This window comes from Bacillus sp. FSL R5-0576 (assembly GCF_038004765.1).
Taxonomy (GTDB): domain Bacteria; phylum Bacillota; class Bacilli; order Bacillales; family Bacillaceae; genus Bacillus; species Bacillus subtilis.
Window position 1 is genome coordinate 1394694 of the sequence record NZ_JBBORU010000001.1, and the last position, 26328, is coordinate 1421021.

The window sequence follows — 26328 nt, forward strand, 5'->3', positions numbered from 1 at the left end:
GGGAGTGCCTCTTTTTTTTAAACCTCCATAATGATCGGCAGGATCATTGGACGGCGCTTTGTTTTTTCGTACAAGAAAGGTGCAAGAGTGTCTGTAATCTCGTTTTTGATTTCAGACCATTGAGTCGTTTTTCGTTCCATTACTTTTTGTAAGTGATTTGAAATGAGCTCTTGAGCATCGTTGATCAAGTCGCCAGATTCTCTCATGTACACAAATCCTCTGGAAATCAAATCAGGACCCGCTGAAATCTTGAAGTCGTCCATGTCAATGCTGACAACAACAATGACAAGTCCTTCTTCAGAGAGAATTCTGCGATCACGAAGTACGATATTGCCAATATCACCGATACCGCTTCCGTCAATGTACACTGAACCGGACGGGATTTTTCCTGCAACTGAAGCCTCATCGCCTTTAAGCGCTAATACTTCACCATTATCCATGATAAAGCAGTTTTCCTCTGGGATGCCACAATCTGTTGCAAGTTTGACATGCATCTTTTGCATTCTGTACTCACCGTGAATCGGCATGAAGAATTTAGGCTTGATTAAACGAAGCATCAGCTTCTGTTCCTCCTGTCCGCCGTGACCGGATGTATGGATATCGTTAAGAGGGCCGTGAATAACCTCAGCACCCGCACGATACAGCTGGTTGATTGTTCGACTCACGCTGATTGTGTTGCCTGGGATAGGGGATGAAGAAAATACGACTGTATCCCCAGGATTGATTGAAATTTGGCGGTGTGTGCCGTTTGCAATTCTTGATAACGCCGCCATTGGTTCCCCTTGGCTTCCTGTACATAAAATTGTTACTTTATTAGCAGGCATACGATTGATTTCGTTATGCTCAATAAACGTATTTTTAGGACAGTTAATATAACCGAGTGTCTGTCCAATTTCGATAGCCGATTCCATACTGCGTCCAAATACGGCAACTTTTCTTCCATTTTGTACAGCAGCTTCAATTACCTGCTGCAAGCGGTGAATATTCGACGCAAATGTGGCGAAGATAATTCGGCCGTCCACCTTGCGGAAAATGTCATGAATGCTTTCTCCTACACGGCGCTCAGACATGGTAAACTCCGGATTTTCACTGTTTGTGCTGTCTGAAAGAAGGCACAAAACGCCTTCTTTACCGATTTCGGCCATTTTCGTTAAGTTTGCCGGCTCGCCGACTGGAGTAAAGTCGAATTTGAAATCCCCAGTATGTACGATGTTTCCGGGCGGCGTTTTTACAACAATGCCGTAGGAATCCGGAATACTGTGTGTTGTTCTAAAGAATGACACAGCCGTTTTGCGGAACTTTACAATATCATCCTCGCCGATAATGTTCAGTTTCGTCTGTCTCAATAATCCATGCTCTTCAAGTTTATTCCGAAGTAAGCCGATCGCGAGTTTTCCGCCGTATACAGGAATATTCACTTGTCTGAGCAGGTATGGAATACCGCCGATGTGGTCTTCGTGCCCGTGGGTGATAAAAAGCCCTTTAATTTTATCTTCGTTTTTGACTAAATACGTATAATCAGGGATGACGTAGTCAATTCCGAGCAGTTCGTCCTCGGGAAACTTGATCCCCGCATCAATCAGTACAATTTCATCCTGGAATTGCACCGCGTACGTATTTTTACCGATTTCGCCCAAACCTCCGAGGGCGAAAACAGCAGTCTGATCATTTTTTACAAATTTCATACCGCTCATAACTCCAATACTTTAAAATTTTCGCTCTGTTGTTCATATTCTAAGAATGCACCATCAACAGGTGTAATAAACTCAATATTAAATTTCTTTTCTTTCAGCTTTGTTCTGACGTCACGCTCAGATACGCCTTCAATATAAAGTGAATCTGTCTTTTCCCGAACAGGTACTTCGTCAGCCTTCTCTTGATAAAATACCTTATAAATCATTCCAAATCTCTCCTTAAATGCCGTATGTTAGACTCGCTCATTCTATTATATTCGAAAACGGAATATAAGGAAAGCCTTGAGCAAAATAAGGATCTCTCAAAAAGTGAAAGATCCCTTGTCAGGCAATTGCTTTCTTACGGAGCATTCCGTTCCATTGTCTTCTGAGTTTCTTTCTTAATTTACGCAGCATTAGCCAGTCCCTCCTTTAATGAAAAATTTGTCCCAGAGTTCTTTTATACAAATAGTATACGGAGATTGAGGAAGACTTTTCGTGGTTATTAATGGAATTTAATATGATTTTTGAACGAAATTGTTTGCTGAATGACAATCTTTTTGTATGATGAGGGTGGGAATTGCAGACCAAGACGATAAAGGGGAAGTTGCGATGGATTCTAAATTAATCTTTTTTGATATTGACGGCACAATATATGATCATGATAAGAATATACCGGAAAGTACGAGAAAAACCGTGGCGGAGCTGCAGCGCCAAGGGCATCATGTGTTTATTGCCAGCGGCCGGTCTCCATTTTTGGTTAAGCCGATTTTGGAGGAGCTGGGCATCCACTCATTTATTTCCTACAATGGACAGTTTGTTGTCTTTGAAAATCAAGTGATTTATAAAAATCCGCTGCCTGAAGATGCAATCAGGCGATTATTAAAGCAGGCGGATGAAGGCAAGCATCCTGTTGTGTTTATGGCTGAGGACACGATGAAAGCGACTGTTGCGGATCACCCTCATGTTCTCGAGGGAATCGGCAGCCTTAAAACCGATTACCCAGAGACCGATGACCTTTTTTATGAAGGAAAAGAAATTTTTCAGCTTCTTTTATTTTGTCAGGATGAAGAAGAAAAAGCTTATGCCGCTTTTCCTGAGTTTGATCTAGTTCGCTGGCATGAGCTATCGACTGATGTTCTGCCGCACGGAGGTTCGAAGGCAGAAGGAATCAAAAAAGTGATTGAGCGTCTTCCGTTTGATATCGGCGATACATATGCTTTCGGCGACGGATTAAATGATCTGCAAATGATTGAATATGTAGGGACAGGCGTTGCTATGGGAAATGCTGTTCCCGAACTGAAAGAAATCGCGGACTTTGTAACAAAGCCGGTGGACGAGGATGGAATTGCATACGCTGTCAAAGAATTGGGCCTTTTAAAATAAAGAAATGGCTGGCATTGTGCCAGCCGTTTTCTCTTTTAGCGCTCAATTGCGATTGCATTTTCAGGTTCTTTGAAAGGATTTTCCTTGTCAATATGATCATAGAACATAACGCCGTTCAAATGATCGATCTCATGCTGAAACACAATAGCCGGAAATCCTTTTAAACGAATATCAATATTTTCGCCTTCTAGTGTTGTTCCTTTTACTCTGATGCGAGCATAGCGGGGAACATAACCGGGAATCGCTTCATCCACAGAGAGGCAGCCCTCGCCGCTTGTTAAGTAGCTTTTTTCAACTGAATGGCTGACGATCTTAGGATTAAACAGAGCATAGCTGTATAATTTACCGGAAGCATCTTCCGCATGAACGGCGATCATTCGTTTTTTGATATTAATTTGAGGAGCTGCGAGTCCTACGCCAGGGCGCAGCTTGTATTTTTCGGCTAATTCCGGATTTTGGCTGTTTTTAACAAATTCGATCATGTCGGCCAGCTGCTGTTTTTCTGCATCAGTTGGAGGCAGCTCAACAGGTTCGGCAGTCTCTCTGAGGGCTGGATGGCCGTCACGTACGATGTTTTCCATAGTAATCAAGAAACTTCACTCCTAAAGCTTAATATGTAAATTATATCGGATTTCTTCACAAAGGTGCAACGAAACGAATGACCAGCCGTATATGGCTGGTCAATTTCATGCTGTGTGGTTAGCAACAGCCTCCGCCTAAATAAGCAGCTCCGACAATGATTAACAGAATGAATAAAACAACGATTAGCGCAAAGGTGCGGCCGTAGCCATATCCGCAGCCACCATATCCGTAACCACCATAACTGCAGCAGCCTCCGCCGTAACCATATCCATACATATTACATAACCTCCTCTTTTAATTACGCCAGAGCCTTTATAAGTAGGCATAGCGTCTAATATAACCTATGTAAAAACAAAAAAGTTGTATGGTCATCTGTCCTGATTTTTCACTTTTTTGATTTAATTTCAGTATTGCATTTATACAGCACGGCTATTGCCAAATGTCCCCATGGATTCTATAGTAGAAATTGTCAAGATTGGGGGATTTAACGTGAAAGACGCAATAAAACGGCGGCCTGGAATGAAGATCGGAGCTTTTTGTGCCATGGCACTGATATTAACAGGATGCATGGGACAGGACCCGGTTGATTCACTTCATCATTCATTAGAAAAAGCCGCGGAATCGGAAAAGCCGTTTCAAGAAGAACAAAACACACTCAAAGAATTAGAGGCCAAAGAAAATCAGCTTTACGATAGTGTTATGAAGCTCAATATGGATGATTATAAAAAAATTGTTGCTTTATCTAATAAGGCGCTTGAAAATGTCAGCAAGCGCGAAGAACACCTAAAGCGTGAAAATGACAGCATGAAAAAATCGGAAACAGAATTTGAGGAAGCAAAAACGTCAGCGGAACATATTAAGGAAAAAGACATAAAAGAAAAGGCCGATGCCGCAGCAAACCATATGGAGAAAAGATATACATCATATGGCACCATGTATAAAGAGTATAAAAAAGCGCTTGAGCTTAATAAAAAACTGTATATGCAGCTGAAAGACAAAGACTTGACAAGAGATGATCTGGATCAGCAGATCGATAAAGTCAATGCTTCTTATGAAAAGATCCTTAAATATAGCGGAGAATTTAATGAACAAACCGAAAAATATAATAAAGCCCGGGAAGATTTATATGATGCTGCAGGCTATCGTGTGAAAAAGAGCTGACTCGATCAGCTCTTTTTTTGAATATATGCGATACAGATTTCGTTCAAAATTTTCATTTCTATTGTAGTACAGCATAGTAAGGTATACTAGTACAGTTTTGGGTGCGGTTGGCATCTGTTTTTTTGCTGAAAATGTAAAGCGAATACATTTATTGAAAATCAGCGATGAAAACGATTGACGGTTCTTCTTTATTTGGTGTAAACTAATCCATGTTAAGCGGTGTTGTATTAGTTTTTTACAACTTCGAAATAATACAGTTCAAAGCAGAGTGTAACTATCCTACTAAAAGGTTTTGGCAAACTGGGGATCGGCTAAAATATAATACGACTTACTGCTGATACTTTAGGGTACCCTAAGTTTGTATGTATAAAAGGAATGCACGTCTAATGACTGTTTAAAAGAAAGGAAGAGGTGACTTAGTATGGCTGCAAAAACGAAAAAAGCTATCGTTGACAGTAAGAAGCAATTTGATGCCATTAAAAAGCAGTTCGAAACGTTCCAAATTTTAAATGAAAAGGGAGAAGTCGTGAATGAAGCGGCGATGCCTGATTTAACTGATGATCAATTAAAAGAGCTAATGCGCCGCATGGTATTTACGCGTGTGCTTGACCAACGCTCTATCTCATTAAACCGTCAAGGACGTCTCGGATTTTACGCTCCTACTGCGGGTCAAGAAGCTTCTCAGATTGCAACGCATTTCGCGCTTGAAAAAGAAGACTTTGTTCTTCCTGGATACCGTGATGTGCCTCAGTTAATTTGGCACGGCCTTCCATTATATCAAGCGTTTCTTTTCTCTCGCGGACATTTCAGAGGAAACCAAATGCCTGATGATGTGAATGCCCTTTCTCCACAAATCATTATCGGTGCTCAATACATTCAAACTGCCGGTGTTGCGCTAGGTCTTAAAAAACGCGGTAAGAAAGCTGTCGCAATCACTTACACTGGTGATGGCGGAGCTTCTCAAGGGGACTTCTACGAAGGAATTAACTTTGCTGGAGCTTATAAAGCACCTGCAATCTTCGTGGTGCAAAACAACCGTTACGCGATTTCAACTCCTGTTGAAAAACAATCTGCAGCTGAAACAATTGCACAAAAAGCTGTAGCTGCCGGTATTGTCGGCGTACAAGTAGACGGAATGGATCCGCTTGCTGTATACGCAGCAACTGCTGAAGCACGCGAGCGCGCAATCAACGGCGAAGGTCCAACACTAATTGAAACACTTACATTCCGTTATGGCCCGCACACAATGGCTGGTGACGATCCTACTAAATATCGTACAAAAGAAATCGAAAATGAGTGGGAACAAAAAGATCCGCTTGTACGTTTCCGTGCGTTCCTTGAAAACAAAGGCTTATGGTCTGAAGAAGAAGAAGCAAAAGTAATTGAGGATGCGAAAGAAGAAATTAAGCAAGCGATCAAAAAAGCTGATGCTGAACCGAAGCAAAAAGTAACTGATTTAATGAAAATCATGTACGAAAAAATGCCTCACAACCTTGAGGAGCAATTTGAAATTTATACACAGAAGGAGTCGAAGTAAGCCATGGCGCAAATGACAATGATTCAAGCAATCACGGATGCGTTACGCACAGAACTGAAAAATGACGAAAATGTCTTAGTTTTCGGAGAAGACGTTGGTGTAAACGGCGGCGTATTCCGTGCGACAGAAGGATTGCAAAAAGAATTCGGTGAAGACCGTGTGTTTGACACGCCACTTGCTGAATCTGGTATCGGCGGTCTTGCCCTTGGTTTAGGCTTAAACGGCTTCCGTCCGGTAATGGAAATCCAATTCTTCGGATTTGTTTATGAAGTAATGGATTCAGTTTCTGGCCAAATGGCTCGTATGCGCTACCGTTCTGGCGGACGCTGGACTTCACCTGTAACAATTCGTTCTCCATTCGGCGGCGGTGTTCATACTCCTGAACTTCACGCTGACAGCTTGGAAGGTCTTGTTGCACAACAGCCTGGTATCAAAGTTGTTATTCCATCAACTCCTTACGATGCCAAAGGACTTTTAATTTCTGCGATCAGAGACAATGATCCTGTTGTCTTCTTAGAGCATATGAAGCTTTACCGTTCTTTCCGTCAGGAAGTTCCTGAAGAAGAATACACAATTGAGCTTGGAAAAGCTGACGTGAAACGTGAAGGTACTGATCTTTCAATCATCACTTACGGCGCAATGGTTCATGAATCATTAAAAGCTGCTGAGGAGCTTGAAAAAGACGGCATTTCTGCTGAAGTTGTCGACCTTCGTACAGTAAGCCCACTTGATATCGATACAATTATCGCTTCTGTAGAAAAAACAGGACGCGCGATTGTCGTTCAAGAGGCACAAAAACAAGCCGGTATTGCTGCAAACGTAGTTGCAGAAATTAATGACCGTGCGATCCTGAGCTTGGAAGCACCTGTACTTCGCGTTGCAGCGCCAGATACAGTATTTCCTTTCTCTCAAGCGGAGAGCGTATGGCTTCCAAACCATAAAGACGTTCTTGAAACAGCAAGAAAAGTGCTTGAATTTTAATCAAACTGCATAATCGAGAGGGAAGATGAACTTTTCCCTCTATTATATATCTGTTTTCAATGCTTACGATGTAAACTTTAAAATTGCTTAATCAAACTAGGAGGTCGAGAACTGTGGCATTTGAATTTAAACTTCCAGATATCGGGGAAGGTATCCACGAAGGCGAAATCGTAAAATGGTTTGTCAAGCCTAACGACGAGGTAGACGAAGATGATGTACTGGCTGAAGTCCAAAATGATAAAGCAGTAGTAGAAATTCCTTCACCTGTTAAAGGAAAAGTATTAGAATTAAAAGTTGAAGAGGGAACGGTTGCAACTGTTGGACAAACGATTATTACGTTTGATGCACCTGGTTACGAAGATCTTCAATTTAAAGGCAGCGACGAGTCTGACGATGCGAAAACTGAAGCACAAGTTCAGTCAACTGCAGAAGCTGGACAAGACGTTGCGAAAGAAGAGCAAGCTCAAGAGCCTGCAAAAGCTACTGGCGCAGGACAGCAGGATCAAGCTGAAGTTGACCCGAACAAACGCGTGATCGCTATGCCTTCCGTACGTAAATATGCTCGTGAAAAAGGCGTAGACATCCGTAAGGTTACTGGTTCAGGCAACAACGGACGTGTTGTAAAAGAAGATATCGACAGCTTTGTAAACGGAGGAGCGCAAGAAGCTGCACCGCAAGAAACAGCTGCACCACAAGAAACAGCTGCTAAACCGGCTGCTGCACCAGCTCCAGAGGGCGAATTCCCAGAAACACGCGAAAAAATGAGCGGTATCCGTAAAGCAATTGCAAAAGCGATGGTTAACTCTAAACACACTGCTCCTCACGTAACGTTAATGGACGAAGTGGACGTAACAAACCTTGTTGCACATCGTAAACAGTTCAAACAGGTTGCTGCTGATCAAGGAATCAAGCTGACTTACTTGCCTTACGTTGTAAAAGCTCTTACATCTGCACTGAAAAAATTCCCTGTTTTAAACACGTCAATTGACGATAAAACAGATGAAGTCATCCAAAAACATTACTTCAACATCGGTATCGCTGCTGACACTGAAAAAGGCTTGCTTGTACCGGTTGTGAAAAATGCAGATCGTAAATCTGTCTTTGAAATTTCTGATGAAATCAATGGCCTTGCAACAAAAGCTCGTGAAGGCAAGCTTGCTCCAGCTGAAATGAAAGGCGCATCTTGCACAATTACAAACATCGGTTCTGCCGGCGGACAATGGTTCACTCCGGTTATCAACCATCCAGAAGTTGCGATTCTTGGTATCGGACGCATTGCAGAAAAAGCGATTGTTCGTGATGGCGAAATCGTAGCAGCTCCAGTCTTAGCTCTTTCTCTCAGCTTCGACCACCGTATGATCGACGGAGCAACTGCGCAAAATGCATTAAATCACATCAAGCGTTTACTGAACGATCCACAATTAATTTTAATGGAGGCGTAATGTTATGGTAGTAGGAGATTTCCCTATTGAAACAGATACTCTTGTAATTGGTGCGGGACCTGGCGGCTATGTAGCTGCCATCCGCGCTGCACAGCTTGGACAAAAAGTAACAGTCGTTGAAAAAGCAACTCTTGGAGGCGTTTGTCTGAACGTTGGATGTATCCCTTCAAAAGCGCTGATCAATGCAGGTCACCGTTATGAGAATGCAAAACATTCTGATGACATGGGAATCACTGCTGAGAATGTAACAGTTGATTTCACAAAAGTTCAAGAATGGAAAGCTTCTGTTGTCAACAAGCTTACTGGCGGTGTAGCAGGTCTTCTTAAAGGCAACAAAGTAGATGTTGTAAAAGGTGAAGCTTACTTTGTAGACAGCAATTCAGTTCGTGTGATGGATGAGAACTCTGCTCAAACATACACGTTCAAAAACGCAATCATCGCTACTGGATCTCGTCCTATCGAATTGCCAAACTTCAAATATAGTGAGCGTGTCCTGAATTCAACTGGCGCTTTGGCTCTTAAAGAAATTCCTAAAAAGCTCGTTGTTATCGGCGGCGGATACATCGGAACTGAACTTGGAACTGCGTATGCTAACTTCGGTACTGAACTTGTTATTCTTGAAGGCGGAGATGAAATTCTTCCTGGCTTCGAAAAACAAATGAGTTCTCTTGTTACACGCAGACTGAAGAAAAAAGGCAACGTTGAAATCCATACAAACGCGATGGCTAAAGGCGTTGAAGAAAGACCAGACGGCGTAACAGTTACTTTCGAAGTAAAAGGCGAAGAAAAAACTGTTGATGCTGATTACGTATTGATTACAGTAGGACGCCGTCCAAACACTGATGAGCTTGGTCTTGAGCAAGTCGGTATCGAAATGACGGACCGCGGTATCGTGAAAACTGACAAACAGTGCCGCACAAACGTACCTAACATTTATGCAATCGGTGATATCATCGAAGGACCGCCGCTTGCTCATAAAGCATCTTATGAAGGTAAAATCGCTGCAGAAGCTATCGCTGGAGAGCCTGCAGAAATCGATTACCTTGGTATTCCTGCGGTTGTTTTCTCTGAGCCTGAACTTGCATCAGTTGGTTACACTGAAGCACAGGCGAAAGAAGAAGGTCTTGACATTGTTGCTGCTAAATTCCCATTTGCAGCAAACGGCCGCGCGCTTTCTCTTAACGAAACAGACGGCTTCATGAAGCTGATCACTCGTAAAGAGGACGGTCTTGTGATCGGTGCACAAATCGCCGGAGCAAGTGCTTCTGATATGATTTCTGAATTAAGCTTAGCGATTGAAGGCGGCATGACTGCTGAAGATATCGCGATGACAATTCACGCTCACCCAACATTGGGCGAAATCACAATGGAAGCTGCTGAAGTTGCAATCGGAAGTCCGATTCACATCGTAAAATAATTTTCATATCAAAAACAGCCCTCGCTCAAAGCGGGGCTGTTTTTTTATTTTGACAGCACATGCTGTAATGGTTTAATGATGTCTTCTTTCTTTTTCACACATCCCTCGATTTTAACCACGACATGGCGCTGATCAACAACCATAAGGGTAGGGACAGTTTCAATCTCATCTTCCCAGCCTTCTTTTTTATCATAGACCTTCATTTTATCTATTTGCTCGGGATAATCTTTTTCTAAATCAAGCAGTGCATCGTAATAAGGCGCTTCCTGGTCTATTTGGTTCTCATCAGAAAAAAACAGGATTTGTGTATGATGAATGTTGTCAATCCGGCTTTTTTTCATCGGATTGATGGTGGAAAGCGTACAGCCCGATAAAGCAAATACTATTATCAGCATGGGGAATACCGCGCGATATCGCATCTATCTTCTCCTCTGTATAAACAGTAGTTAACTAGCTTTAGTTTATCACGAGAGGCGGCTTGATCTGCTTCTTGTTACCTAATTGTTATATAATTGAAACCGTTTTTAAAGTGAGATTACATATTATATCAATCGTTTAAAATAGCAACCTGGGGTATATTGAATTTTTTGCTGCATTCTTGGATGAAAGTTCAAGAAAACGTGAAATTACATTATGTGCTGTGGCATATATATCGAGTAAAGCTTCTGTATGAAGAAGATATTGTATGATGGAAAATGGAAAAACAAGGTGAATATGATGAGATAAAATAAAATGTGTTATACAGTTTGTTGTTGACATTTTAAATGTGACATATTAATATAATAACAACAAAAGAAATTAAGCGTTTTCAAATTTCAAAGAAATGGGGAATAAGAGATGGGTACGATTGTTTGCCAAGATTGCAACGAAGCCATTCATTACTTTGAAGATGAGAAAGTGACAACATTATACGGAACATGCTGCGGACAATGTCAATGTCCTGTTGATGAAGAGTAAAAAAAGCATGCGGCTTTAAGCCGCATGCTTTTTATTTTTTATTGAATTGCTTTTTGTTCTTTGATGACTCGGATCATATGTAAAGTCGAGTCCTCAGGTCCTTGAACAGGGAGGCCTGCGTCAAGGTTTTTAAAAATGTAGCTGATGTTTTCTTCTGTAATAATTTCTCCTGGAATGAAGATTGGAATACCAGGCGGATATACCATGACAAATTCAGCGATAATCCGTCCGGATGCTTCTTTTAATGGGATGACTTCCGTATTTGCATAAAAAGCATCACGCGGAGTCATTGCCAATAAAGGTATTTCTGGAAGCAGAACCTCAGTTTGCTGATGTGTTACATCTTGTTCTGACATTTGCTGTGCGATCTCAGTTAAAGCCTCTACAAGCCGGTCTGCATCATTTTGGCTGTCACCAGGAGTGAAAATACACAAAATATTGTACAGATCAGAAAGCTCAACCTCAATATTAAAGGATTCACGAAGCCATTTTTCCACGTCATGTCCTGTCAGGCCAAGACTTTTCACAGAGATAATCAATTTTGTCGGATCATAGCTGTAAGCTGCTTTCGACCCAAGAATCTCAGAACCGACACAATAAATGCCTTCAATCTGATTGAGGCGATCTCTCGTCTGATTGGCAAGCTTGAGTGTTTCCTCAGCAAGCTGGTGGCCTTCTGTTGCAAGGCGTTTTCTGGCAACATCCAAAGAAGCGAGAAGCAAGTAAGAAGTTGACGTAGTTGTCAGCATGCTCAGGATGGATTGCACTCTGTCTTTAGATACAAGGCCTTCTCTCATGTTTAAAATAGAGCTTTGTGTCAGTGATCCGCCCAGTTTGTGGACACTTGTCGCTGCTATGTCCGCTCCTGCCTGCATAGCCGATAGCGGCAATTCGTCGTGAAAATGAATGTGAACGCCGTGTGCTTCATCCACAAGCACTGGCACATCAAACGAATGAGCGAGTTCTACGATGCTTTTTAAGTCGGCTGCAACACCGAAATATGTCGGGTTGATGACGAGAAGCCCTTTTGCATCCGGATGTTCGGTAAGCGCCCGTTTAGCAGATTCAAGTGTAATGCCGTGGGAGATGCCCAACTCATTGTCAATTTCAGGATGAATAAAAATTGGAACCGCTCCGGAAAATACAATAGCTGTCATAATTGATTTATGAACATTTCTTGGAATAATAATTTTATCGCCAGGTCCGCAAACAGCCATTACCATTGTCATAATGGCGCCGCTTGTTCCTTGAACAGAAAAAAATGTGTGATCCGCGCCAAATGCTTCAGCAGCCAGATCTTGTGCTTGTTTAATAATGCCTTTTGGCGCGTGCAGATCGTCTAATGGTTCAATATTAATCAAATCTATGCTTAACGCGTTTTCACCGATAAATTGTCTGAATTCTGGGTCCATTCCTGCCCCTTTTTTATGGCCGGGAATGTGGAATTGAACAGGCTGTCTGCTTGCATGCTTTTTCAGTCCTGTGTATAAGGGTGTTTCATGTTGCGACAATTGTTTTCCCACCTTTGTAATCATACCTATGCATAATAGTGTGTATTAAAATCAGTTTCTCAACCGTTTTTTAGACGTAAAACAAATGAATTATATTATGAACTTGAAAGAATGTAAAGAACAATTTATGATCAAATGAAGATGCTTTCTCTTAAGGGAAGTAAATCTACAAGGAGTGAAGAAAATGGAGTATCAATATCCGATGAATGAAGATTGGACAACCGAAGAAGCAGTGGATGTGATTGCATTTTTCCAGCAGGTTGAGCTTGCATATGAAAAAGGGGCGGATCGTGAACAACTGCTTAAAGCTTACCGCCGTTTCAAGGAAATTGTACCGGGGAAGGCCGAGGAAAAAAAGCTATGTGGCGAGTTTGAGGAACAAAGTACATATTCTCCTTATCGCACGGTCAAACAGGCGAAAGAATCTGATCAGGCGAAGATTAAGATGTAGGAAAAAGAGCCGGGGATGTCCCGGCTCTTTTTTATGCTTGTGATACTTTTTGGGTAAGACGGTACAGAAAAGCAAGCTGCTTAAAGGCATCGTCGATACGCTGAAGGAATTCCTGGTTATTCATATTCAGCACTTCTTCTTTTTGGAGCTGGATGCCGCATAACAGCTCGGCTTTCTTTACAGTCTGCAAACGCTCAAACAGTGTCTTCAGCTGTTCCTTGTCCATTTCAGACTGTTTATGTACTCCCGGTTTTGTGTGATCTGCAGACCAAACGAAGCTGTCAGGGATATTTTTCGTAATGGTTTCTTGGTTCACTTCAAGCAATTTGCCGTATTCTTCTTTGATAGGGGATTCATAAATAATCGCGAACCATACAAAGACGTGGCTTTCCCATAAACCAATTTGGAAATGCGGCAGTTTTTTATAGCCTCTTTTGCTGTTTGCGAACGCCACCCAGCTGTCAGCCGGGGGATTGACGGATCTTCTTGCGTGCTTCGCCACATGCGGAAACATTTCATCTCCGGTTAAAGCTGATAAAGTTGGGGCAAAATGTTCGCCTAGAGCTGTAAGCTTCGGACGGACCGTCTCTTTTAATACTTCCATGCGCGCGTCTAAGCCTTCTATTGTAAATGTGTTAAAGTCTTCTTCAGTGAAACGCATTTGTGTCATGATTTTCCTCCTTCATGCTAAGTATACATATTTTATCACAGTTCATACGAGCTTCAAAAAGATTGAGCGCGTTTGAAGTAAGGGGAAATGTGGTAATAAACGAGTAGGTAAACACACAATTTTCAGAATCATGTTGCGCGTAAATAGAACAATCATACGATATAAGAAGTAATCATTGTTGAATGGCAAAATGGGATGCTTTTTTACAAACAAATGATCTCTGGAAGGGGCGAAAGACAATGAGGCAAGTTGTAAAAGAGGGATTTAAGGAAGAGAAAAACAATCGTGTTGCTGTCTGGAGACTAGAGGTTGATTATGAATTGGCAACCCTATATGAAGCAATGCAGAAAGAAAATGAAGAGCAGATTGAACAAAGCAAAAACAAACTTGAGCGACTTAGAAAAGAATGGATTCGTCTTAACGGGTAAAAAAGCGATAGTGAAAACGAACCGCATGAATGGTTCGTTTTTACGTGAGAAGGGATATTTTTCATTTTCCTTGCTTTTTCATTGCCGTTATCAGTATCCTATAAAATAAAAGGTCTACATAGAAGAGAGGTACGAACGAATGACAAATTGGACGGAAATTGATGAGATTGCAAAGAAATGGATAAGAGAAGCAGGCGCGAGAATTAAACAATCCATGCATGAAAGCCTGACAATTGAAACGAAATCAAATCCGAATGATTTAGTCACCAATATTGACAAAGAAACCGAAAAGTTTTTCATTGATCGAATTCAAGAAACATTTCCGGGACATCGGATACTCGGTGAAGAGGGGCAAGGAGACAAAATCCACTCACTTGAGGGAGTCGTATGGATTATTGATCCGATTGATGGGACGATGAATTTTGTGCACCAGCAAAGAAATTTTGCGATTTCCATTGGGATTTTTGAAAACGGTGAAGGGAAAATCGGTTTAATTTATGATGTGGTGCACGATGAGTTGTATCACGCATTTAGCGGCAGAGGAGCTTATATGAATGAAACGAAGCTGGCTCCATTAAAAGAAACCGTCATTGAAGAAGCGATACTTGCCATTAATGCAACATGGGTAACGGAAAACAGAAGAATTGATCAAAGTGTGTTAGCGCCACTTGTGAAAAGAGTCAGAGGCACACGCTCCTACGGTTCTGCCGCTTTAGAGCTGGCAAATGTCGCGGCAGGAAGAATAGATGCTTACATCACGATGCGGCTTGCGCCATGGGACTACGCAGCCGGCTGTGTGCTGTTAAATGAAGTAGGAGGCACCTATACGACCATTGAAGGAGAGCCGTTTACCTTTTTAGAAAACCACAGTGTGCTAGCCGGAAACCCATCTATACATAAAACGATATTTGAAGAGTATCTTCATGCTCGGAAGTAGGCCATTTGAGCAGGATGATCTCAGCTTGTTAGAAAAGCTCGCGGAGGCTCATCCTGTATGGAAAGAGGAGGAGTTTGGAGATAAAGATGCAGAAGACTATATCATTTCCTACTCCATGTACAACGGTTCATGGCTTGTATGGGAAAAAGACGGTATGCCTGTTGCCGTCAGCTACCATCTCGAGTGGTCTCCTTCAAACGGTAAGCCGTGGCTCGGAACGGTCCTGATTGACCCGGTTGAAGAAAAAAAGGGGCATGCGAAGATGATCATTGAACAGATCAGCAAATTGCTTAGAGCGAAACATAAAGCGATGTTTGCGGGAGTTCCCATTGAGCGCAGGGAATGGATACTGTTTTTAAGCCAATGCGGCTTTGAACAGCTGAAAACGGAAAAAGATGAGAAAGGCAAATCATTTATGATCCTGGTGAAGCCTTTAGCAGAAGCTGCCATATGATAATGGCAGCTTATTTGCTGCATGCGGGTTCAATAAAAAGCCTCTCAAACATTGAGAGGCTTCTGATAATTTGAAAATTATTTTTTTACCGCATGAATATAATGAATCGTTTCAAACGCTGACAAATTGTCTTTTCGATTACTAAAGAAAAGGTCATTAATGTCGTCTGGTGATAGATGTTCATAGATCAGTAAACCAGATGACTCTAACAGATGTTCAATCTCTTGATAAGTGAAACATGATTTCATCGGTTCCCCGCTTGCGGCAGCCATCTTCACCATATGTTCAACTCGATTTGACGTCCCTTTTGCTGTAAAAAGTGTTTCGTCCGCATAATCAAAAACAATAGAGCTTCCAGGCGGGACATGAGAAAATAAATTACTGATCAAGCTTGCATTTTCTTCCCGTGTTACATAATAAGACACTCCGAGAAGGCTGAAGAATGTTTTTGTGTTTTTAAATCCTTCTTCTAAGAGAGGATCATACGAAAACGTTTTGGTGAAATCCATAGGAACAAAATGAAGATGACCCGGAATTGTCAGATTTGCATCCTTCAGCTTATTTTTTTTGAATTGCTGTGTAGCCGGATGATCAACCTCGAAAACCTGTAAGCTGTTTTCTAATTCTGGATGCCGAAAGCAGAAAGTATCCAGACCCGCTCCAAGAATGACATACTGTTTTGCCCCCAGGATTAATTCGTTGTGCAAGACTTTTTCACAATAAGAAGCACGTGCTAGGGGCGTGGGAGACAGCTGGATTTGTGCAACCCATTTTAATATTTTTTCAGGATCATTTTGAAGACGTTCGGCGATCTCTTTGTTGAAAAACGATATTCCTTGAATCATATTTTTACTGATGTCGATAAACTCTTTTTCGTTAATGAGATCTTTTGCGATAAAATCATCAAAAATAAGAGGTGTGTCATATCGGCTGTGATATGCACGGGCAAAAGCTGAAATTAGAGACGTTAAGCTGGGCTCATTTTTCCTCATGAAATGATCCTCCACAAAAAATAAGATTCCCCTGGCCAGGAGAATCTTATTATACATACAAATATATTAATAGTAAATTTTAGCATAAATAAATTTTTTTGTCAATGTTTTTGCTCTTAACTGGACGCGCGATCCTTCACATAGCCACGTGACCTGTAGCAGAATTCGTCTATCAATTATGTGGACTGAATCATTAGCTTTTATAAAATGCGCACTTGTGGCTGCATCCCTCTTTTGCAAATCAGGAGCGGTTTCTGTCTCATGGCAGCATCTTTTCGTCGTTTCTGCTGAGAGAGAAATCAAGATATGTAACAAAAAAAGCCTGAGGGATCTCAGGCTTTTTCTAATATTACAATCCAACAGCATTCCAGGCTGCTTCAACTTTAGCGGCATCAGTTGAGCCGTAGAGGTCACGGGCAGACTGAATGAGAGCTGCCTTGGCATCTTTGAACGTGGAAGAAGGCGTGAGGTACGTTGTTAACGCACGGTAATAGATTTGCTGTGATTTAGATACACCAAGTTTTGTGATGGTGTTGTAAGCGGCTTTGTTTGGAATTCCGCTGTTTGTGTGTACACCGCCATAATCGCCTTCATCTGTGTTTGGAAGGTTTCTGTAATTGGCGTAATTGTCAGGCTGGTTGTATTTTGTAGGGTTGGACAGGCTGCGAAGAGCAGGCTGGCTGACCGTAATGTCTTCACCGATGTCCCAGTCTTCTGTATCGTTAAAATACCCGAATACGTCAGAGAAAGACTCGTTTAATGCACCTGGCTGATTTTCATAAATCAAGTTGGCTGTTTCTTGGGTGACGCCATGTGTCATTTCATGCGCTGTCACATCTAATGAGCCGGAAAGCGGAGAGAAGAATGAACCGTCGCCATCACCGTAAATCATCTGGTCTCCTGTCCATGCAGCGTTATTGTATTGAGTGCCATAGTGAACGGAAGAAACGATTTTACTGCCTTTGTTATCATAGCTGTTTCGTTTAAAGTTTGAATAAAAATAATCGTACACTTTACCGAGGTTATAGTGTGCGTCAACGGCTGCCCGCTGTGATGAAGATGTAAATGTTTTCGTTGTGCTTGAGACAAGCGTTCCCGGAAGGCGGCTTTGTCTGTTTTGCAAGTCATATGTGATGATTTGGGTGCCAGTTGGTTTTGAAAGATCTCTTAGAACATATTTTCCGCCTTCATAAGAGATGTTCAATGGAACAGTTGCGCCCTTTAGAGTTGTTCCGCTTCCAGTGGCGGCGGCATGTTCTACTTTATTTTGCTGTTTTAAAATGCTGCCTGTTTCGGCGTCAACTAAGACTTCCCAGTTTGCAGGTTCAGGCTCGACATAGCGAATCGTCACGTCGTAAGCAAGACGATAGCTGCCGTCTTTTGTTTCTATCGCTTTCAATTCGGCTTTATTGCTGTTTTTGGCCGCTCCGTTAGAAACAGCGTCTGGTGATTTGCCGATAGCTTTGAAAGCGAGTGCCAGCGCTTTTTCAGAAGAGACTTTTTGGCTGTTATCTGTTTTTGCAGCAGATTGATTGTGTAATTCACCATTGACCGCATAGACATTATCGGATTTATCGACGTGAACGATCACTTGCGAATCTTTAATTGGCACTCCGTTAACGACAGGCGCATATCGAAAGTGCTTGTACCCAAGGGCATCAGTCGTGCTTTCAACAAGCTTCAGCCTTTTGGAAGGATCACCTTTAAAAATGTTGCTGTTCTTTTTCAAAAACTGCTTGACAGCCTTGTCATTTGGTGCAGAGAGTTCTGATTGCGCAATCGCATTTTTGGAGAGGAAATTTGTTTGATTCTCTTTAAGCTGATGACCTTCAGCAGCCTGAACACCTGGCAGGCTGATTGATAAACTCATAAACGAAGCAGCGACAGCAACAGACAATTTCTTACCTAAACCCACAATAAATCCCCCTTTTTGAAAATACTGAAAACTTTATATTGTTATATTAAACTAGCATTCTGGAATACTCAACAAAAACTAACATAACTAGACAAAATTGATAGTATTGTCCTGTGTTTGTTTTTGTTGAATAATATCAAGATGAGTCAAGTGTCATGTGGTGGTTCATTCAAGAGTTATGTTTTTTGCATATCAAGGGGAAGATGAGATATTTTTGTTTCATCTTGAAACTTTTTGAAAAGTCCGCTGTCTAACCGAATGAGGCCTTAATAAGAAGTAAAGGATTGTTGTTCGTGTTGGAGTTATTCAGTCATTATGTATTGCATTTCGAACGTTATTTTATATTAAGCAGACAAAGCACCCTGCTGATTCAATGGTCAATTGTTGTTCTGGCGGGCTTATATCTTTTGGTGCATCATCCCAAAATGAACCGGCAGCGCACAATGTTCTTGGCGGGTGTTATATTGCGGATTGTGCTGCTGGCGGGAGTGTCTGTTGAACTTATTCACCAGGTGCAATCAACAAACTTCACCAGCGCTTACTTAAGAGAGGACGGAAAAGAACTGCTGCCGCTGCTGCATTTTTTGTTATACGGATTTGTGCTGCTGACGGCTTTTCACTATATGCTGATGCCGCGTGATCATGGCGGAAAGGGTATGTTTTATACGTTCGACCTCGCCGTTGTCAGTTTGCCGATCGTACAAATGATTTTTAGTTTCTTTTCGTATTGGAAGGAATACCCGGATGGGATGGAGCCGATTGCATTCGTGTTTCTGTTTTTCATCATCACTCTTCCCATTGCGTTGAATGTAGTGTTTTTCAAGCTGTATTGGAGAACGGATAAGATCTTACTAGGCTTATTTTATACGCTGATTATCGGACTGCTTGTCTTGCTGCTTGCGCCATATCCCAATCAAATCTCAAAAAATTATGGTGCAGTAATGCCATATACGATTTATTTGGCAATGGCGGGATTTTTGATGAGCTATCATCTGTTCCAAAAGTCAGGAAAGGTTTATGTGCGTGTGAATAAGTGGGTGACGATGGCTGTTCTGGTGTTTTTTGTCCTGCTGTTAAATCCGATATATAACATAGGAACGGCTGCTTTCGCTGTATCAAAGCCAGCAAATGTCCATGATTCATTCAATTTTGTCGGGGAGCACATTTCATCAGAAAAAGCGGAACAGATACTAAAGTCATTTTTTCCTACGGATGAAACACTTTATTTGCACGATACAAACATGGATGTGCATTATTTCTACTCATTTGAAAGCAAAGGTTATAAAGCTGAGGTAGATGAAGTATCGCAACTGATTCGTAATTATGAATACTTACAAAAAGCACATGGGAAAAAGCTAACGAATCAGGAGTACAAGCGAAAGTCCATCGCTTTCCTTGAGCGACACGGACGTGTGTTACATAAGGATCATATCGAAACAAAGGTATCTCAAGAAGACGGCCAGACAGTCGTACGTATTTACCTGAAAAATCAACTTCATAAAAAAGATCCTGCTGATGATGGCACGGTATTTTATTGGGAAAAGGAAACCTTAATGGGGTTTAGTGAAGATCCTTCGATTTATCAGCTTGACTCTCTTCTGCATGTTCATATAACAGAACAAGACATTCATGACAAAGTGGAACAAATGTTTACAGCACTGAACATCTCAAAACAGCCTTATCAGATCACTGATATTGAAAGCAATAGCCTGCTCGGAAGCATGGTGAGAGTGGAAACAAAAGGTGGAATTGTTTTGGAATTTGAGGGCGAATCCGGTTGTTTACATAGTCTTTCGCTTCCGATGAAAAAGAATATCTCAATGGCTAACAGCCGGCTGCAGCATCAGATATTATCGATCTTCGATGCTCGTGGATCAGAAAAGAAGAAAAAAAGCAGTCAGGGTGACATGGTGATGTATACTGATTCTTCTAAAACATATGAGTTTTTTGAAGATCAAGGTCAGCTAAACGTTTATGTATACAGCGATACACCTGATCAGTCATTCCCCTATACATATCGTAATGGAACATTGGCTTACGAAAAAGTAGCTTCTCTATATCAGGATGTCATTTACAAAAAGCGTATGCGCCCGATTATCGTTCAAAGAGGGGATGAACGGCATTATGCATGGCTGATCATTATTCAGCCGTTTGGTTCAAATCGCCATGATGCCTATGTAGTGGATGGAGAAACACAAGAGGTGAAAAGTCTTTATGAATCATAAAGAAAAAGAGTCTGTTTTTGTAGACCTATACGACCTGTATAAAGAAGGAGAGCTAGAGGATGAATCAATGGAATGGATGAAACAGCATGAATCCCAATTCCAAAAGAATGCGGAAGACTTAAAGAGTAAAACTTGTTTAAAGAGAAGTCCCGGTGCTGAAGAAGAAAGCCAAATCAGATATATGAAAGTATACCTGTCTTCCATGTATATCTGTTTCATTTTATTGGCCATTTGGATGACGGTGTGGTTTTACTTTTAATGAAGCATAGGGATTCCATTGAGGAGTTGTATCGACAGTATTATCAAGAAATTTTAAATTATTTATTCAGAAGGACTCATCATCTTGAAACAGCCAAGGACTTAGCGCAGGACACGTTTGTGAAAGCTCTTAACGGTCTGGCTTCGTTTAGGGGGCATTCTTCCATCAGAACATGGCTCTACACCATTGCGCATCATACCTTTATCAATTGGTACCGCAGGGATGTCAAATACCAATTTACTGATATCAGCAAAAATGAAGGGTTAACGCAAACAACTTATGAGCAGCCTGAACAGTATCTGTCACGGACGGTGAAAAGCGAAACACTGCGGCAGGAGCTCCTGAAGTTAAAAAATCAGCATCAATCCGTTTTGATTTTAAGAGAATTCCAAGAGCTTTCTTATGAAGAAATCGCTGAGATATTAGGTTGGAGTCTTTCTAAGGTGAAAACCACATTGCACCGGGCTAGATTAGAGCTAAAGAAAAACATGACGAAAAGTAGAGAGGAGGAGCGGATATGACCTGCTTTCTAGTAAGAGACCTGCTTCCTCTGTATCTTGAAGGTGATTGTAAAAGAGAAACGGAACACGTTATAGAAGAGCATTTAAAAATGTGCAGCAGCTGCAGAGACATGTATGACACGATGGCTGAGCCATTTGAATTGGAAAGCGAACAGGCCGTTGAGGAGGCTTTTCTGCCGGAAGAAGAACTGCGTTTTAAACAGAGGTACTATGGATTACTGATTATGAAAGCCGCCTGCTGGTTTGGAGCGGCGGTTGCCGTGATGCTGATCATCAAACTGCTGATATAAAAAAAAGCGCTTGTCCGATTCCGGCAAGCGCTTTTTCACATTAAGCCTGGGGATGAATCATATCGTAAATAGCGGCAAGCTGTTCTTGTGACAGGGCACTGAAGAGTTTTTCATAAACGTCAGCTTGCAGTGGCGTTGCACCTGCTTGTAGCGCTGCGTCTTTATCATAGCTGTACACATCATCTTGTAGCACAATGGCTGCTTGAAGAATGTGAATCTTGAGAGAAACAGCGGAGAAAAATTGTTCAAGTGCAAGTGCTTCTTTTTCTGTGAAGCCAAGTTCAACTGCTTTTTCTGTATCAAATTTGTAATTTCCATCCTCGAGATACACACATTGTGAAACAATGCTGAAAAATTCTGATGTCGATTCCCAGAGTGTAGCAATTACCTGAGCCTCTTCTTTTGTCATTCCTAACTCGACAGCTTTTTCGCTGTCAAAATAATATACACCGTCTTGTTCGTATATACATTGATTTAATATATCAATGAATGTATTGAGATCTTCATTAGTGCTCGCCTGATGCTGGAGTTGAACAGCAGTGTTATCAACCAGTGTTTTTGCGCTGGCTGCATCAGGACCGAACGTTAATAGAGCAGCTGAGGTTATTGCGGCAGTCGTTAACATAGCTTTTTTTACAAATGTTTTCTTCATGTTTCTTCTCTCCCTTTTGTGAATTGTGCTACAAATTCCATTATAGGGAGTAGTTTCCGGTGGAGGAATAGGCGCTATGGTATTTTATGCGTATCGTTGCCGAACTACTTTTTGAAGGCTGCACGTGTGACCGTTAGAACGATTGTCTATGTATGTAGGCTGTTTTGCATCTTCCTGACTAAGAAACAGGGGAGATAAGGCTTAAAGAAATGAAAAACACCGCTTTCTTTGCGGTGTTTTTTGATTACAATGTCGCCGGCGGGGCAATGCTTTTAATCAAGCAAGCCTTGTTCGCGCATTTTCTTTTTTAATGTAAATCCGCCGCCCATGACAGCGCAAACAAGTACAATGCTGGCGATAATGCCTGCAGGGCTTTTTTCAGCGATAAAGACGCCGATCAGCATAATGCTGAAAACCGCTGCAAATGCAAATAATAGTAAAAGCCAATTCATTTTTTTCATAATTTCCATCCCCTTTTACGTCTTATATTAAGTTTACAGAAAAACGTGACGCTTTTAAAGAGGATGTGTGATATAATATGAAAGTTATCTAATTTTTTTAGGAGATGAAAAAGTGAAACTTCGAAATGATCTTCGCAACATCGCGATTATTGCCCACGTTGACCATGGGAAAACGACTCTAGTCGATCAGCTTTTACATCAGGCTGGTACGTTCCGTGCCAACGAACAGGTTGCTGAACGCGCAATGGACTCTAATGATCTTGAACGCGAACGCGGCATTACAATATTGGCGAAAAATACTGCGATTAACTATAAAGATACACGTATCAATATTTTGGACACCCCTGGACACGCAGACTTTGGGGGAGAAGTAGAACGGATTATGAAAATGGTTGACGGCGTAGTGCTTGTCGTTGACGCATATGAAGGCTGTATGCCTCAAACTCGTTTTGTTCTGAAAAAAGCTCTTGAGCAAAACCTGAACCCTGTTGTTGTTGTAAACAAAATTGACCGTGACTTTGCTCGTCCAGAGGAAGTTATCGATGAAGTTCTGGATCTGTTCATTGAGCTTGATGCTAATGAAGAGCAGCTCGAGTTCCCAGTGGTATATGCTTCCGCGATTAATGGAACAGCGAGTCTTGATCCGAAACAACAGGATGAAAACATGGAAGCTTTATATGAAACCATTATTAAGCATGTTCCGGCACCTGTTGATAATGCAGAGGAGCCGCTTCAATTCCAAGTTGCCCTTCTTGACTACAACGACTATGTAGGCCGTATCGGAATTGGACGCGTATTCCGCGGCACAATGAAAGTCGGACAGCAGGTTTCTCTTATGAAGCTTGACGGAACGGCAAAGTCATTCCGTGTTACAAAGATTTTTGGTTTCCAAGGCTTAAAGCGTGTGGAAATTGAAGAAGCAAAAGCGGGAGACCTCGTTGCGGTTTCCGGGATGGAAGATATCAACGTTGGTGAAACGGTATGTCCTGTAGACCATCAAGATCCGCTTCCGGTGCTTCGCATTGATGAGCCGACACTTCAAATGACATTTGTCGTGAATAACAGTCCGTTTGCAGGCCGTGAAGGCAAATATGTAACGGCCCGCAAAATCGAAGAGCGTCTTCAATCACAGCTTCAGACGGATGTGAGCTTGCGTGTTGAGCCAACAGCTTCTCCTGATGCTTGGGTTGTTTCAGGACGCGGTGAGCTGCACTTGTCAATTTTAATTGAAAATATGCGTCGTGAGGGCTATGAGCTTCAAGTGTCAAAACCTGAAGTTATTATCAAAGAAATCGACGGCGTACGCTGTGAGCCTGTTGAACGTGTGCAAATTGATGTTCCTGAAGAGCATACTGGCTCTGTCATGGAATCAATGGGTGCCCGCAAAGGCGAAATGGTTGATATGATCAACAACGGAAACGGCCAAGTCCGTCTCATCTTTACAGTCCCTTCCCGCGGATTGATCGGTTACTCTACAGAATTCCTATCATTAACACGCGGATTCGGTATTTTGAACCATACGTTTGACAGCTACCAGCCGATGCAGGCAGGCCAAGTCGGCGGACGCCGTCAAGGTGTACTTGTGTCAATGGAAAACGGAAAAGCAACATCATACGGTATTCAAGGAATTGAAGACCGCGGTGTCATCTTCGTTGAGCCGGGTACTGAAGTATACGAAGGAATGATCGTTGGAGAGCATAACCGTGACAACGACCTTGTTGTTAACGTCAGCAAAATGAAACAGCAAACAAACGTCCGTTCTGCAACAAAGGATCAGACAACTACAATTAAAAAAGCGCGCATCATGTCTCTTGAGGAGTCTCTAGAGTACTTAAACGAAGATGAATATTGTGAAGTAACACCTGAATCCATCCGTTTAAGAAAGAAGATCCTCAATAAGAACGAACGTGAAAAAGCAGCTAAAAAGAAAAAAACAGCAGGATTGTCTTAATCTCGTGCAGAATTTGAAAAGATAGAACCCGTACGTTTACAGGGGAGGGAATCTTTTTGAATGACGTAAGCGAACGCCTGTCGTTCTTCGCCGCTCTATATCAAGTAGACCGGCAGCCTGCGGCAGGCATGTGGCTGCTGTACGGCACGATTTTTGTGTTGGCCGTTATTGTATTTAAGCTTGGATTTGCTAAACGGCTTCCTGTATTAAAATCTGCAGTGGTGTATGTATTTTTGGCTTTGGGCTGCACTGTTTTGACTTTTTTAGGGGTGTTTTTGCCCGTGGCAGAAGGATTGGTCGTCGCTGCGCTGATTTTAATCATTTACAAAATCCGGCTGTATCAGTCGAAAAAAGGACAGTCTGCAAAATCATAAAAGACTCAGCTGAAAGCTGAGTCTTTTTTGTGTTCTGTATGGTTAAGCGGCCGCTTTATTTTTTGACTTTTTCTTTTTTCTGCTGTCCCGGGTGAAAAGTAAATTTTCCCGTTTTCAGCCGTTCCTCTGTTTTTTTGGCAATCCGATCGTGGCATTCCTGGCACATATATGTATGGATCGGGCGGTTTCGAAGCCGTTTCGCGATCAGGGTATCATCATCAATTGTTTCAATTTTATCGCAAATAGAACATTTGACCCTCATCATATCACCTCTTTCACTAACATGTATTATACCACGGATCAGAAGCTGTCCAAAATAAGAAAAAGCTAAAGCGCAAGGCTATAGCTTAGTCATTGTTGTTCTTTTTCATATGATGATCAGATTGATCGTTTTGCTCCTTCTCCATTTCCTGTTGATGTTTTCTATTTAATTGGTCATTTTGCTGCTTTGTTTGCGGTTCGTCTTCATTGTCAATCACATCGTTAGGCACTTCGGGAAGCACTCGGCCGACAATTGCAGCTAATTCATCCAGTATACCTGTTACCGGATGGCCCTCGCTGATTTCTCTGCTCATTTCGCGAAGGCGGCTGACCGTATCGGGATCAGCAATGACTACTGCGTTGGCGCCATATCGATCATTCTTTAGCGCCTGAGCTACAGAATATTTAATGGTTTCCACTTTGCTTCTGTCCAAAGTATCATCGACATCAATCCCAACAACAGCATAGCCTCCCAGCACAACGGCTGTTGCATCCTTGACGTCGGGGTTTTTTTCAGCAACGCTGACAAGATGCTTGGCAATATCCGTTCTTGTTCCATTGTCTTTTGTTTCTTGAGTTGTGTCCTTTACGTGAATCGGTTTAGTCTCCTGCTGTCTTGTTGATTCTTTTTCAACATTCTGGCCCTGTTTTCCTTGTTGATAGGCACAAGCGGACAGGATAAGTGTCAGCTGTATGATAATGAAAAGAATTCGCACTTGCGGGTTCCCTCCTTGAAATGCTTTCATTAATTTTATTGTTGAATTAACCTTCTATCTTTATGCACAAAAACATATATTTTAGCAGGCATTCACCTTTTTCATCAAAAGAGAAGCAGGAAGA

Annotated in this window: 30 protein-coding genes; 17 read left to right on the top strand and 13 right to left on the bottom strand. The window is 41.9% G+C overall.

Annotated elements, in window-relative coordinates; all coding sequences use genetic code 11:
* Positions 1–17: 17 nt before the first annotated feature.
* Both rnjA and rnpZA read right to left on the bottom strand, forming a co-directional pair.
* Entirely contained in the window at positions 18–1685 is a 1668-nt protein-coding gene (rnjA, locus tag NX903_RS07250; protein WP_003245660.1) for a ribonuclease J1, read from the bottom strand.
* A 5-nt stretch (positions 1686–1690) separates the two neighbouring features.
* Complete coding sequence (gene rnpZA / locus NX903_RS07255) at positions 1691–1900, bottom strand: RNA polymerase subunit omega 1 (protein ID WP_003222303.1); 210 nt, start codon at positions 1898–1900, stop codon at positions 1691–1693.
* 385 nt (positions 1901–2285) lie between these two features.
* Between rnpZA and NX903_RS07260 the strand changes: the two genes are divergently transcribed.
* Positions 2286–3059: a Cof-type HAD-IIB family hydrolase gene (locus NX903_RS07260; RefSeq protein ID WP_015252170.1), complete on the top strand. Its 774-nt coding sequence runs from the start codon at positions 2286–2288 to the stop codon at positions 3057–3059.
* 35 nt (positions 3060–3094) lie between these two features.
* Here NX903_RS07260 and def read toward each other — a convergent pair whose 3' ends face one another.
* Positions 3095–3649: a peptide deformylase gene (def, locus tag NX903_RS07265; protein ID WP_003245474.1), complete on the bottom strand. Its 555-nt coding sequence runs from the start codon at positions 3647–3649 to the stop codon at positions 3095–3097.
* Positions 3650–3758: 109 nt separating this feature from the next.
* Complete coding sequence (locus NX903_RS07270) at positions 3759–3917, bottom strand: YjcZ family sporulation protein (protein ID WP_003232317.1); 159 nt, start codon at positions 3915–3917, stop codon at positions 3759–3761.
* Between the two features lie 213 nt (positions 3918–4130).
* On the opposite strand from NX903_RS07270, the gene NX903_RS07275 reads away from it, so the two are divergent.
* From NX903_RS07275 to lpdA, 5 genes are all read left to right on the top strand, one after another.
* On the top strand, positions 4131–4802 hold the full coding sequence (locus NX903_RS07275; RefSeq protein ID WP_086343800.1) for a YkyA family protein: 672 nt from the start codon (positions 4131–4133) through the stop codon (positions 4800–4802).
* A gap of 421 nt (positions 4803–5223) precedes the next feature.
* A complete protein-coding gene (gene pdhA / locus NX903_RS07280) occupies positions 5224–6339 on the top strand; it encodes a pyruvate dehydrogenase (acetyl-transferring) E1 component subunit alpha (protein ID WP_003222294.1) in 1116 nt (371 codons plus the stop codon).
* Positions 6340–6342: 3 nt separating this feature from the next.
* The gene (gene pdhB / locus NX903_RS07285) at positions 6343–7320 is read left to right on the top strand and encodes a pyruvate dehydrogenase complex E1 component subunit beta (RefSeq protein WP_014113660.1); all 978 of its coding nucleotides are present in this window, start codon (positions 6343–6345) and stop codon (positions 7318–7320) included.
* A gap of 113 nt (positions 7321–7433) precedes the next feature.
* Positions 7434–8762 carry a pyruvate dehydrogenase complex dihydrolipoyllysine-residue acetyltransferase gene (gene pdhC / locus NX903_RS07290; RefSeq protein ID WP_003232311.1) on the top strand — a complete coding sequence of 443 codons (1329 nt, stop codon included), beginning with the start codon at positions 7434–7436 and terminating at the stop codon, positions 8760–8762.
* A 4-nt stretch (positions 8763–8766) separates the two neighbouring features.
* A complete protein-coding gene (lpdA, locus tag NX903_RS07295) occupies positions 8767–10179 on the top strand; it encodes a dihydrolipoyl dehydrogenase (RefSeq protein ID WP_003232309.1) in 1413 nt (470 codons plus the stop codon).
* Between the two features lie 44 nt (positions 10180–10223).
* Here lpdA and slp read toward each other — a convergent pair whose 3' ends face one another.
* Positions 10224–10598, bottom strand: coding sequence for a peptidoglycan-associated lipoprotein Slp (slp, locus tag NX903_RS07300; RefSeq protein WP_003245672.1), 375 nt, complete (start codon positions 10596–10598; stop codon positions 10224–10226).
* A 418-nt stretch (positions 10599–11016) separates the two neighbouring features.
* Here slp and NX903_RS07305 point away from each other — a divergent pair, with 418 nt between their 5' ends.
* Positions 11017–11136 (top strand): GapA-binding peptide SR1P, encoded by a 120-nt coding sequence (locus tag NX903_RS07305; RefSeq protein WP_003232305.1) that lies wholly within the window; start codon positions 11017–11019, stop codon positions 11134–11136.
* 38 nt (positions 11137–11174) lie between these two features.
* Here the strand turns inward: NX903_RS07305 and speA are convergent, their stop codons facing one another.
* Positions 11175–12647, bottom strand: coding sequence for an arginine decarboxylase (gene speA / locus NX903_RS07310; protein WP_014479695.1), 1473 nt, complete (start codon positions 12645–12647; stop codon positions 11175–11177).
* A 184-nt stretch (positions 12648–12831) separates the two neighbouring features.
* On the opposite strand from speA, the gene NX903_RS07315 reads away from it, so the two are divergent.
* On the top strand, positions 12832–13098 hold the full coding sequence (locus NX903_RS07315) for a UPF0223 family protein (RefSeq protein WP_086343802.1): 267 nt from the start codon (positions 12832–12834) through the stop codon (positions 13096–13098).
* Between the two features lie 31 nt (positions 13099–13129).
* Here NX903_RS07315 and NX903_RS07320 read toward each other — a convergent pair whose 3' ends face one another.
* Positions 13130–13768: a YktB family protein gene (locus NX903_RS07320; protein ID WP_015252167.1), complete on the bottom strand. Its 639-nt coding sequence runs from the start codon at positions 13766–13768 to the stop codon at positions 13130–13132.
* 239 nt (positions 13769–14007) lie between these two features.
* Here NX903_RS07320 and NX903_RS07325 point away from each other — a divergent pair, with 239 nt between their 5' ends.
* The 3 genes from NX903_RS07325 (at position 14008) to NX903_RS07335 (ending at position 15587) form a co-directional block, all read left to right on the top strand.
* Positions 14008–14196, top strand: coding sequence for a hypothetical protein (locus tag NX903_RS07325; RefSeq protein ID WP_009967148.1), 189 nt, complete (start codon positions 14008–14010; stop codon positions 14194–14196).
* 139 nt (positions 14197–14335) lie between these two features.
* On the top strand, positions 14336–15133 hold the full coding sequence (gene suhB, locus NX903_RS07330) for an inositol-1-monophosphatase (RefSeq protein ID WP_086343803.1): 798 nt from the start codon (positions 14336–14338) through the stop codon (positions 15131–15133).
* Positions 15134–15158: 25 nt separating this feature from the next.
* Positions 15159–15587, top strand: coding sequence for a GNAT family N-acetyltransferase (locus tag NX903_RS07335; RefSeq protein WP_086344594.1), 429 nt, complete (start codon positions 15159–15161; stop codon positions 15585–15587).
* Between the two features lie 77 nt (positions 15588–15664).
* On the opposite strand, the gene NX903_RS07340 is transcribed toward NX903_RS07335, so the two are convergent.
* The gene (locus NX903_RS07340; RefSeq protein WP_086343804.1) at positions 15665–16579 is read right to left on the bottom strand and encodes a class I SAM-dependent methyltransferase; all 915 of its coding nucleotides are present in this window, start codon (positions 16577–16579) and stop codon (positions 15665–15667) included.
* A gap of 349 nt (positions 16580–16928) precedes the next feature.
* Entirely contained in the window at positions 16929–18494 is a 1566-nt protein-coding gene (gene nprE, locus NX903_RS07345; protein WP_003245026.1) for a neutral metalloprotease NprE, read from the bottom strand.
* A 284-nt stretch (positions 18495–18778) separates the two neighbouring features.
* Here nprE and NX903_RS07350 point away from each other — a divergent pair, with 284 nt between their 5' ends.
* The 4 genes from NX903_RS07350 to sigQ are packed head-to-tail and all read left to right on the top strand — an operon-like array spanning position 18779 to position 21789.
* Complete coding sequence (locus NX903_RS07350; RefSeq protein WP_086343805.1) at positions 18779–20719, top strand: hypothetical protein; 1941 nt, start codon at positions 18779–18781, stop codon at positions 20717–20719.
* Positions 20709–20978 (top strand): hypothetical protein, encoded by a 270-nt coding sequence (locus tag NX903_RS07355; protein ID WP_024572390.1) that lies wholly within the window; start codon positions 20709–20711, stop codon positions 20976–20978. Before NX903_RS07350 ends, NX903_RS07355 begins: the two co-directional genes overlap by 11 nt.
* The gene (gene ylaC / locus NX903_RS07360) at positions 20978–21499 is read left to right on the top strand and encodes an RNA polymerase sigma factor YlaC (RefSeq protein WP_086343806.1); all 522 of its coding nucleotides are present in this window, start codon (positions 20978–20980) and stop codon (positions 21497–21499) included. Before NX903_RS07355 ends, ylaC begins: the two co-directional genes overlap by 1 nt.
* Positions 21496–21789: an anti-SigP sigma factor SigQ gene (sigQ, locus tag NX903_RS07365; RefSeq protein WP_014476710.1), complete on the top strand. Its 294-nt coding sequence runs from the start codon at positions 21496–21498 to the stop codon at positions 21787–21789. The genes ylaC and sigQ overlap by 4 nt, the downstream gene beginning before the upstream one ends.
* A gap of 40 nt (positions 21790–21829) precedes the next feature.
* Here sigQ and NX903_RS07370 read toward each other — a convergent pair whose 3' ends face one another.
* Together NX903_RS07370 and NX903_RS07375 are read right to left on the bottom strand one after the other, a co-directional pair.
* Positions 21830–22441, bottom strand: a complete 612-nt coding sequence (locus tag NX903_RS07370; protein ID WP_086343807.1) for a hypothetical protein — start codon at positions 22439–22441, stop codon at positions 21830–21832.
* A 272-nt stretch (positions 22442–22713) separates the two neighbouring features.
* Complete coding sequence (locus NX903_RS07375; RefSeq protein ID WP_003245500.1) at positions 22714–22902, bottom strand: YlaF family protein; 189 nt, start codon at positions 22900–22902, stop codon at positions 22714–22716.
* 112 nt (positions 22903–23014) lie between these two features.
* Between NX903_RS07375 and typA the strand changes: the two genes are divergently transcribed.
* Both typA and NX903_RS07385 read left to right on the top strand, forming a co-directional pair.
* Positions 23015–24853: a translational GTPase TypA gene (gene typA, locus NX903_RS07380; RefSeq protein WP_003232278.1), complete on the top strand. Its 1839-nt coding sequence runs from the start codon at positions 23015–23017 to the stop codon at positions 24851–24853.
* Positions 24854–24909: 56 nt separating this feature from the next.
* A complete protein-coding gene (locus NX903_RS07385) occupies positions 24910–25227 on the top strand; it encodes a YlaH-like family protein (protein ID WP_003232274.1) in 318 nt (105 codons plus the stop codon).
* A 55-nt stretch (positions 25228–25282) separates the two neighbouring features.
* Here NX903_RS07385 and NX903_RS07390 read toward each other — a convergent pair whose 3' ends face one another.
* The gene (locus NX903_RS07390; protein WP_003232271.1) at positions 25283–25492 is read right to left on the bottom strand and encodes a YlaI family protein; all 210 of its coding nucleotides are present in this window, start codon (positions 25490–25492) and stop codon (positions 25283–25285) included.
* An 82-nt stretch (positions 25493–25574) separates the two neighbouring features.
* Positions 25575–26204 carry a YhcN/YlaJ family sporulation lipoprotein gene (locus NX903_RS07395; RefSeq protein WP_144486619.1) on the bottom strand — a complete coding sequence of 210 codons (630 nt, stop codon included), beginning with the start codon at positions 26202–26204 and terminating at the stop codon, positions 25575–25577.
* Positions 26205–26328: the final 124 nt, after the last annotated feature.

Excerpts from the sequence above, each read along its gene's own strand:
- pdhB (WP_014113660.1), top strand. The coding sequence starts at position 6,343 with ATGGCGCAAATGACAATGATTCAAGCAATCACGGATGCGTTACGCACA.
- rnpZA (WP_003222303.1), bottom strand. The coding sequence starts at position 1,900 with ATGATTTATAAGGTATTTTATCAAGAGAAGGCTGACGAAGTACCTGTT.
- slp (WP_003245672.1), bottom strand. The coding sequence starts at position 10,598 with ATGCGATATCGCGCGGTATTCCCCATGCTGATAATAGTATTTGCTTTA.
- NX903_RS07305 (WP_003232305.1), top strand. The coding sequence starts at position 11,017 with ATGGGTACGATTGTTTGCCAAGATTGCAACGAAGCCATTCATTACTTT.
- NX903_RS07355 (WP_024572390.1), top strand. The coding sequence starts at position 20,709 with ATGAATCATAAAGAAAAAGAGTCTGTTTTTGTAGACCTATACGACCTG.
- NX903_RS07325 (WP_009967148.1), top strand. The coding sequence starts at position 14,008 with ATGAGGCAAGTTGTAAAAGAGGGATTTAAGGAAGAGAAAAACAATCGT.
- NX903_RS07390 (WP_003232271.1), bottom strand. The coding sequence starts at position 25,492 with ATGATGAGGGTCAAATGTTCTATTTGCGATAAAATTGAAACAATTGAT.
- NX903_RS07260 (WP_015252170.1), top strand. The coding sequence starts at position 2,286 with ATGGATTCTAAATTAATCTTTTTTGATATTGACGGCACAATATATGAT.
- NX903_RS07320 (WP_015252167.1), bottom strand. The coding sequence starts at position 13,768 with ATGACACAAATGCGTTTCACTGAAGAAGACTTTAACACATTTACAATA.
- NX903_RS07370 (WP_086343807.1), bottom strand. The coding sequence starts at position 22,441 with ATGAAGAAAACATTTGTAAAAAAAGCTATGTTAACGACTGCCGCAATA.
- rnjA (WP_003245660.1), bottom strand. The coding sequence starts at position 1,685 with ATGAAATTTGTAAAAAATGATCAGACTGCTGTTTTCGCCCTCGGAGGT.
- ylaC (WP_086343806.1), top strand. The coding sequence starts at position 20,978 with ATGAAGCATAGGGATTCCATTGAGGAGTTGTATCGACAGTATTATCAA.
- suhB (WP_086343803.1), top strand. The coding sequence starts at position 14,336 with ATGACAAATTGGACGGAAATTGATGAGATTGCAAAGAAATGGATAAGA.
- NX903_RS07340 (WP_086343804.1), bottom strand. The coding sequence starts at position 16,579 with ATGAGGAAAAATGAGCCCAGCTTAACGTCTCTAATTTCAGCTTTTGCC.
- pdhA (WP_003222294.1), top strand. The coding sequence starts at position 5,224 with ATGGCTGCAAAAACGAAAAAAGCTATCGTTGACAGTAAGAAGCAATTT.
- lpdA (WP_003232309.1), top strand. The coding sequence starts at position 8,767 with ATGGTAGTAGGAGATTTCCCTATTGAAACAGATACTCTTGTAATTGGT.
- NX903_RS07315 (WP_086343802.1), top strand. The coding sequence starts at position 12,832 with ATGGAGTATCAATATCCGATGAATGAAGATTGGACAACCGAAGAAGCA.
- NX903_RS07270 (WP_003232317.1), bottom strand. The coding sequence starts at position 3,917 with ATGTATGGATATGGTTACGGCGGAGGCTGCTGCAGTTATGGTGGTTAC.
- NX903_RS07375 (WP_003245500.1), bottom strand. The coding sequence starts at position 22,902 with ATGAAAAAAATGAATTGGCTTTTACTATTATTTGCATTTGCAGCGGTT.
- sigQ (WP_014476710.1), top strand. The coding sequence starts at position 21,496 with ATGACCTGCTTTCTAGTAAGAGACCTGCTTCCTCTGTATCTTGAAGGT.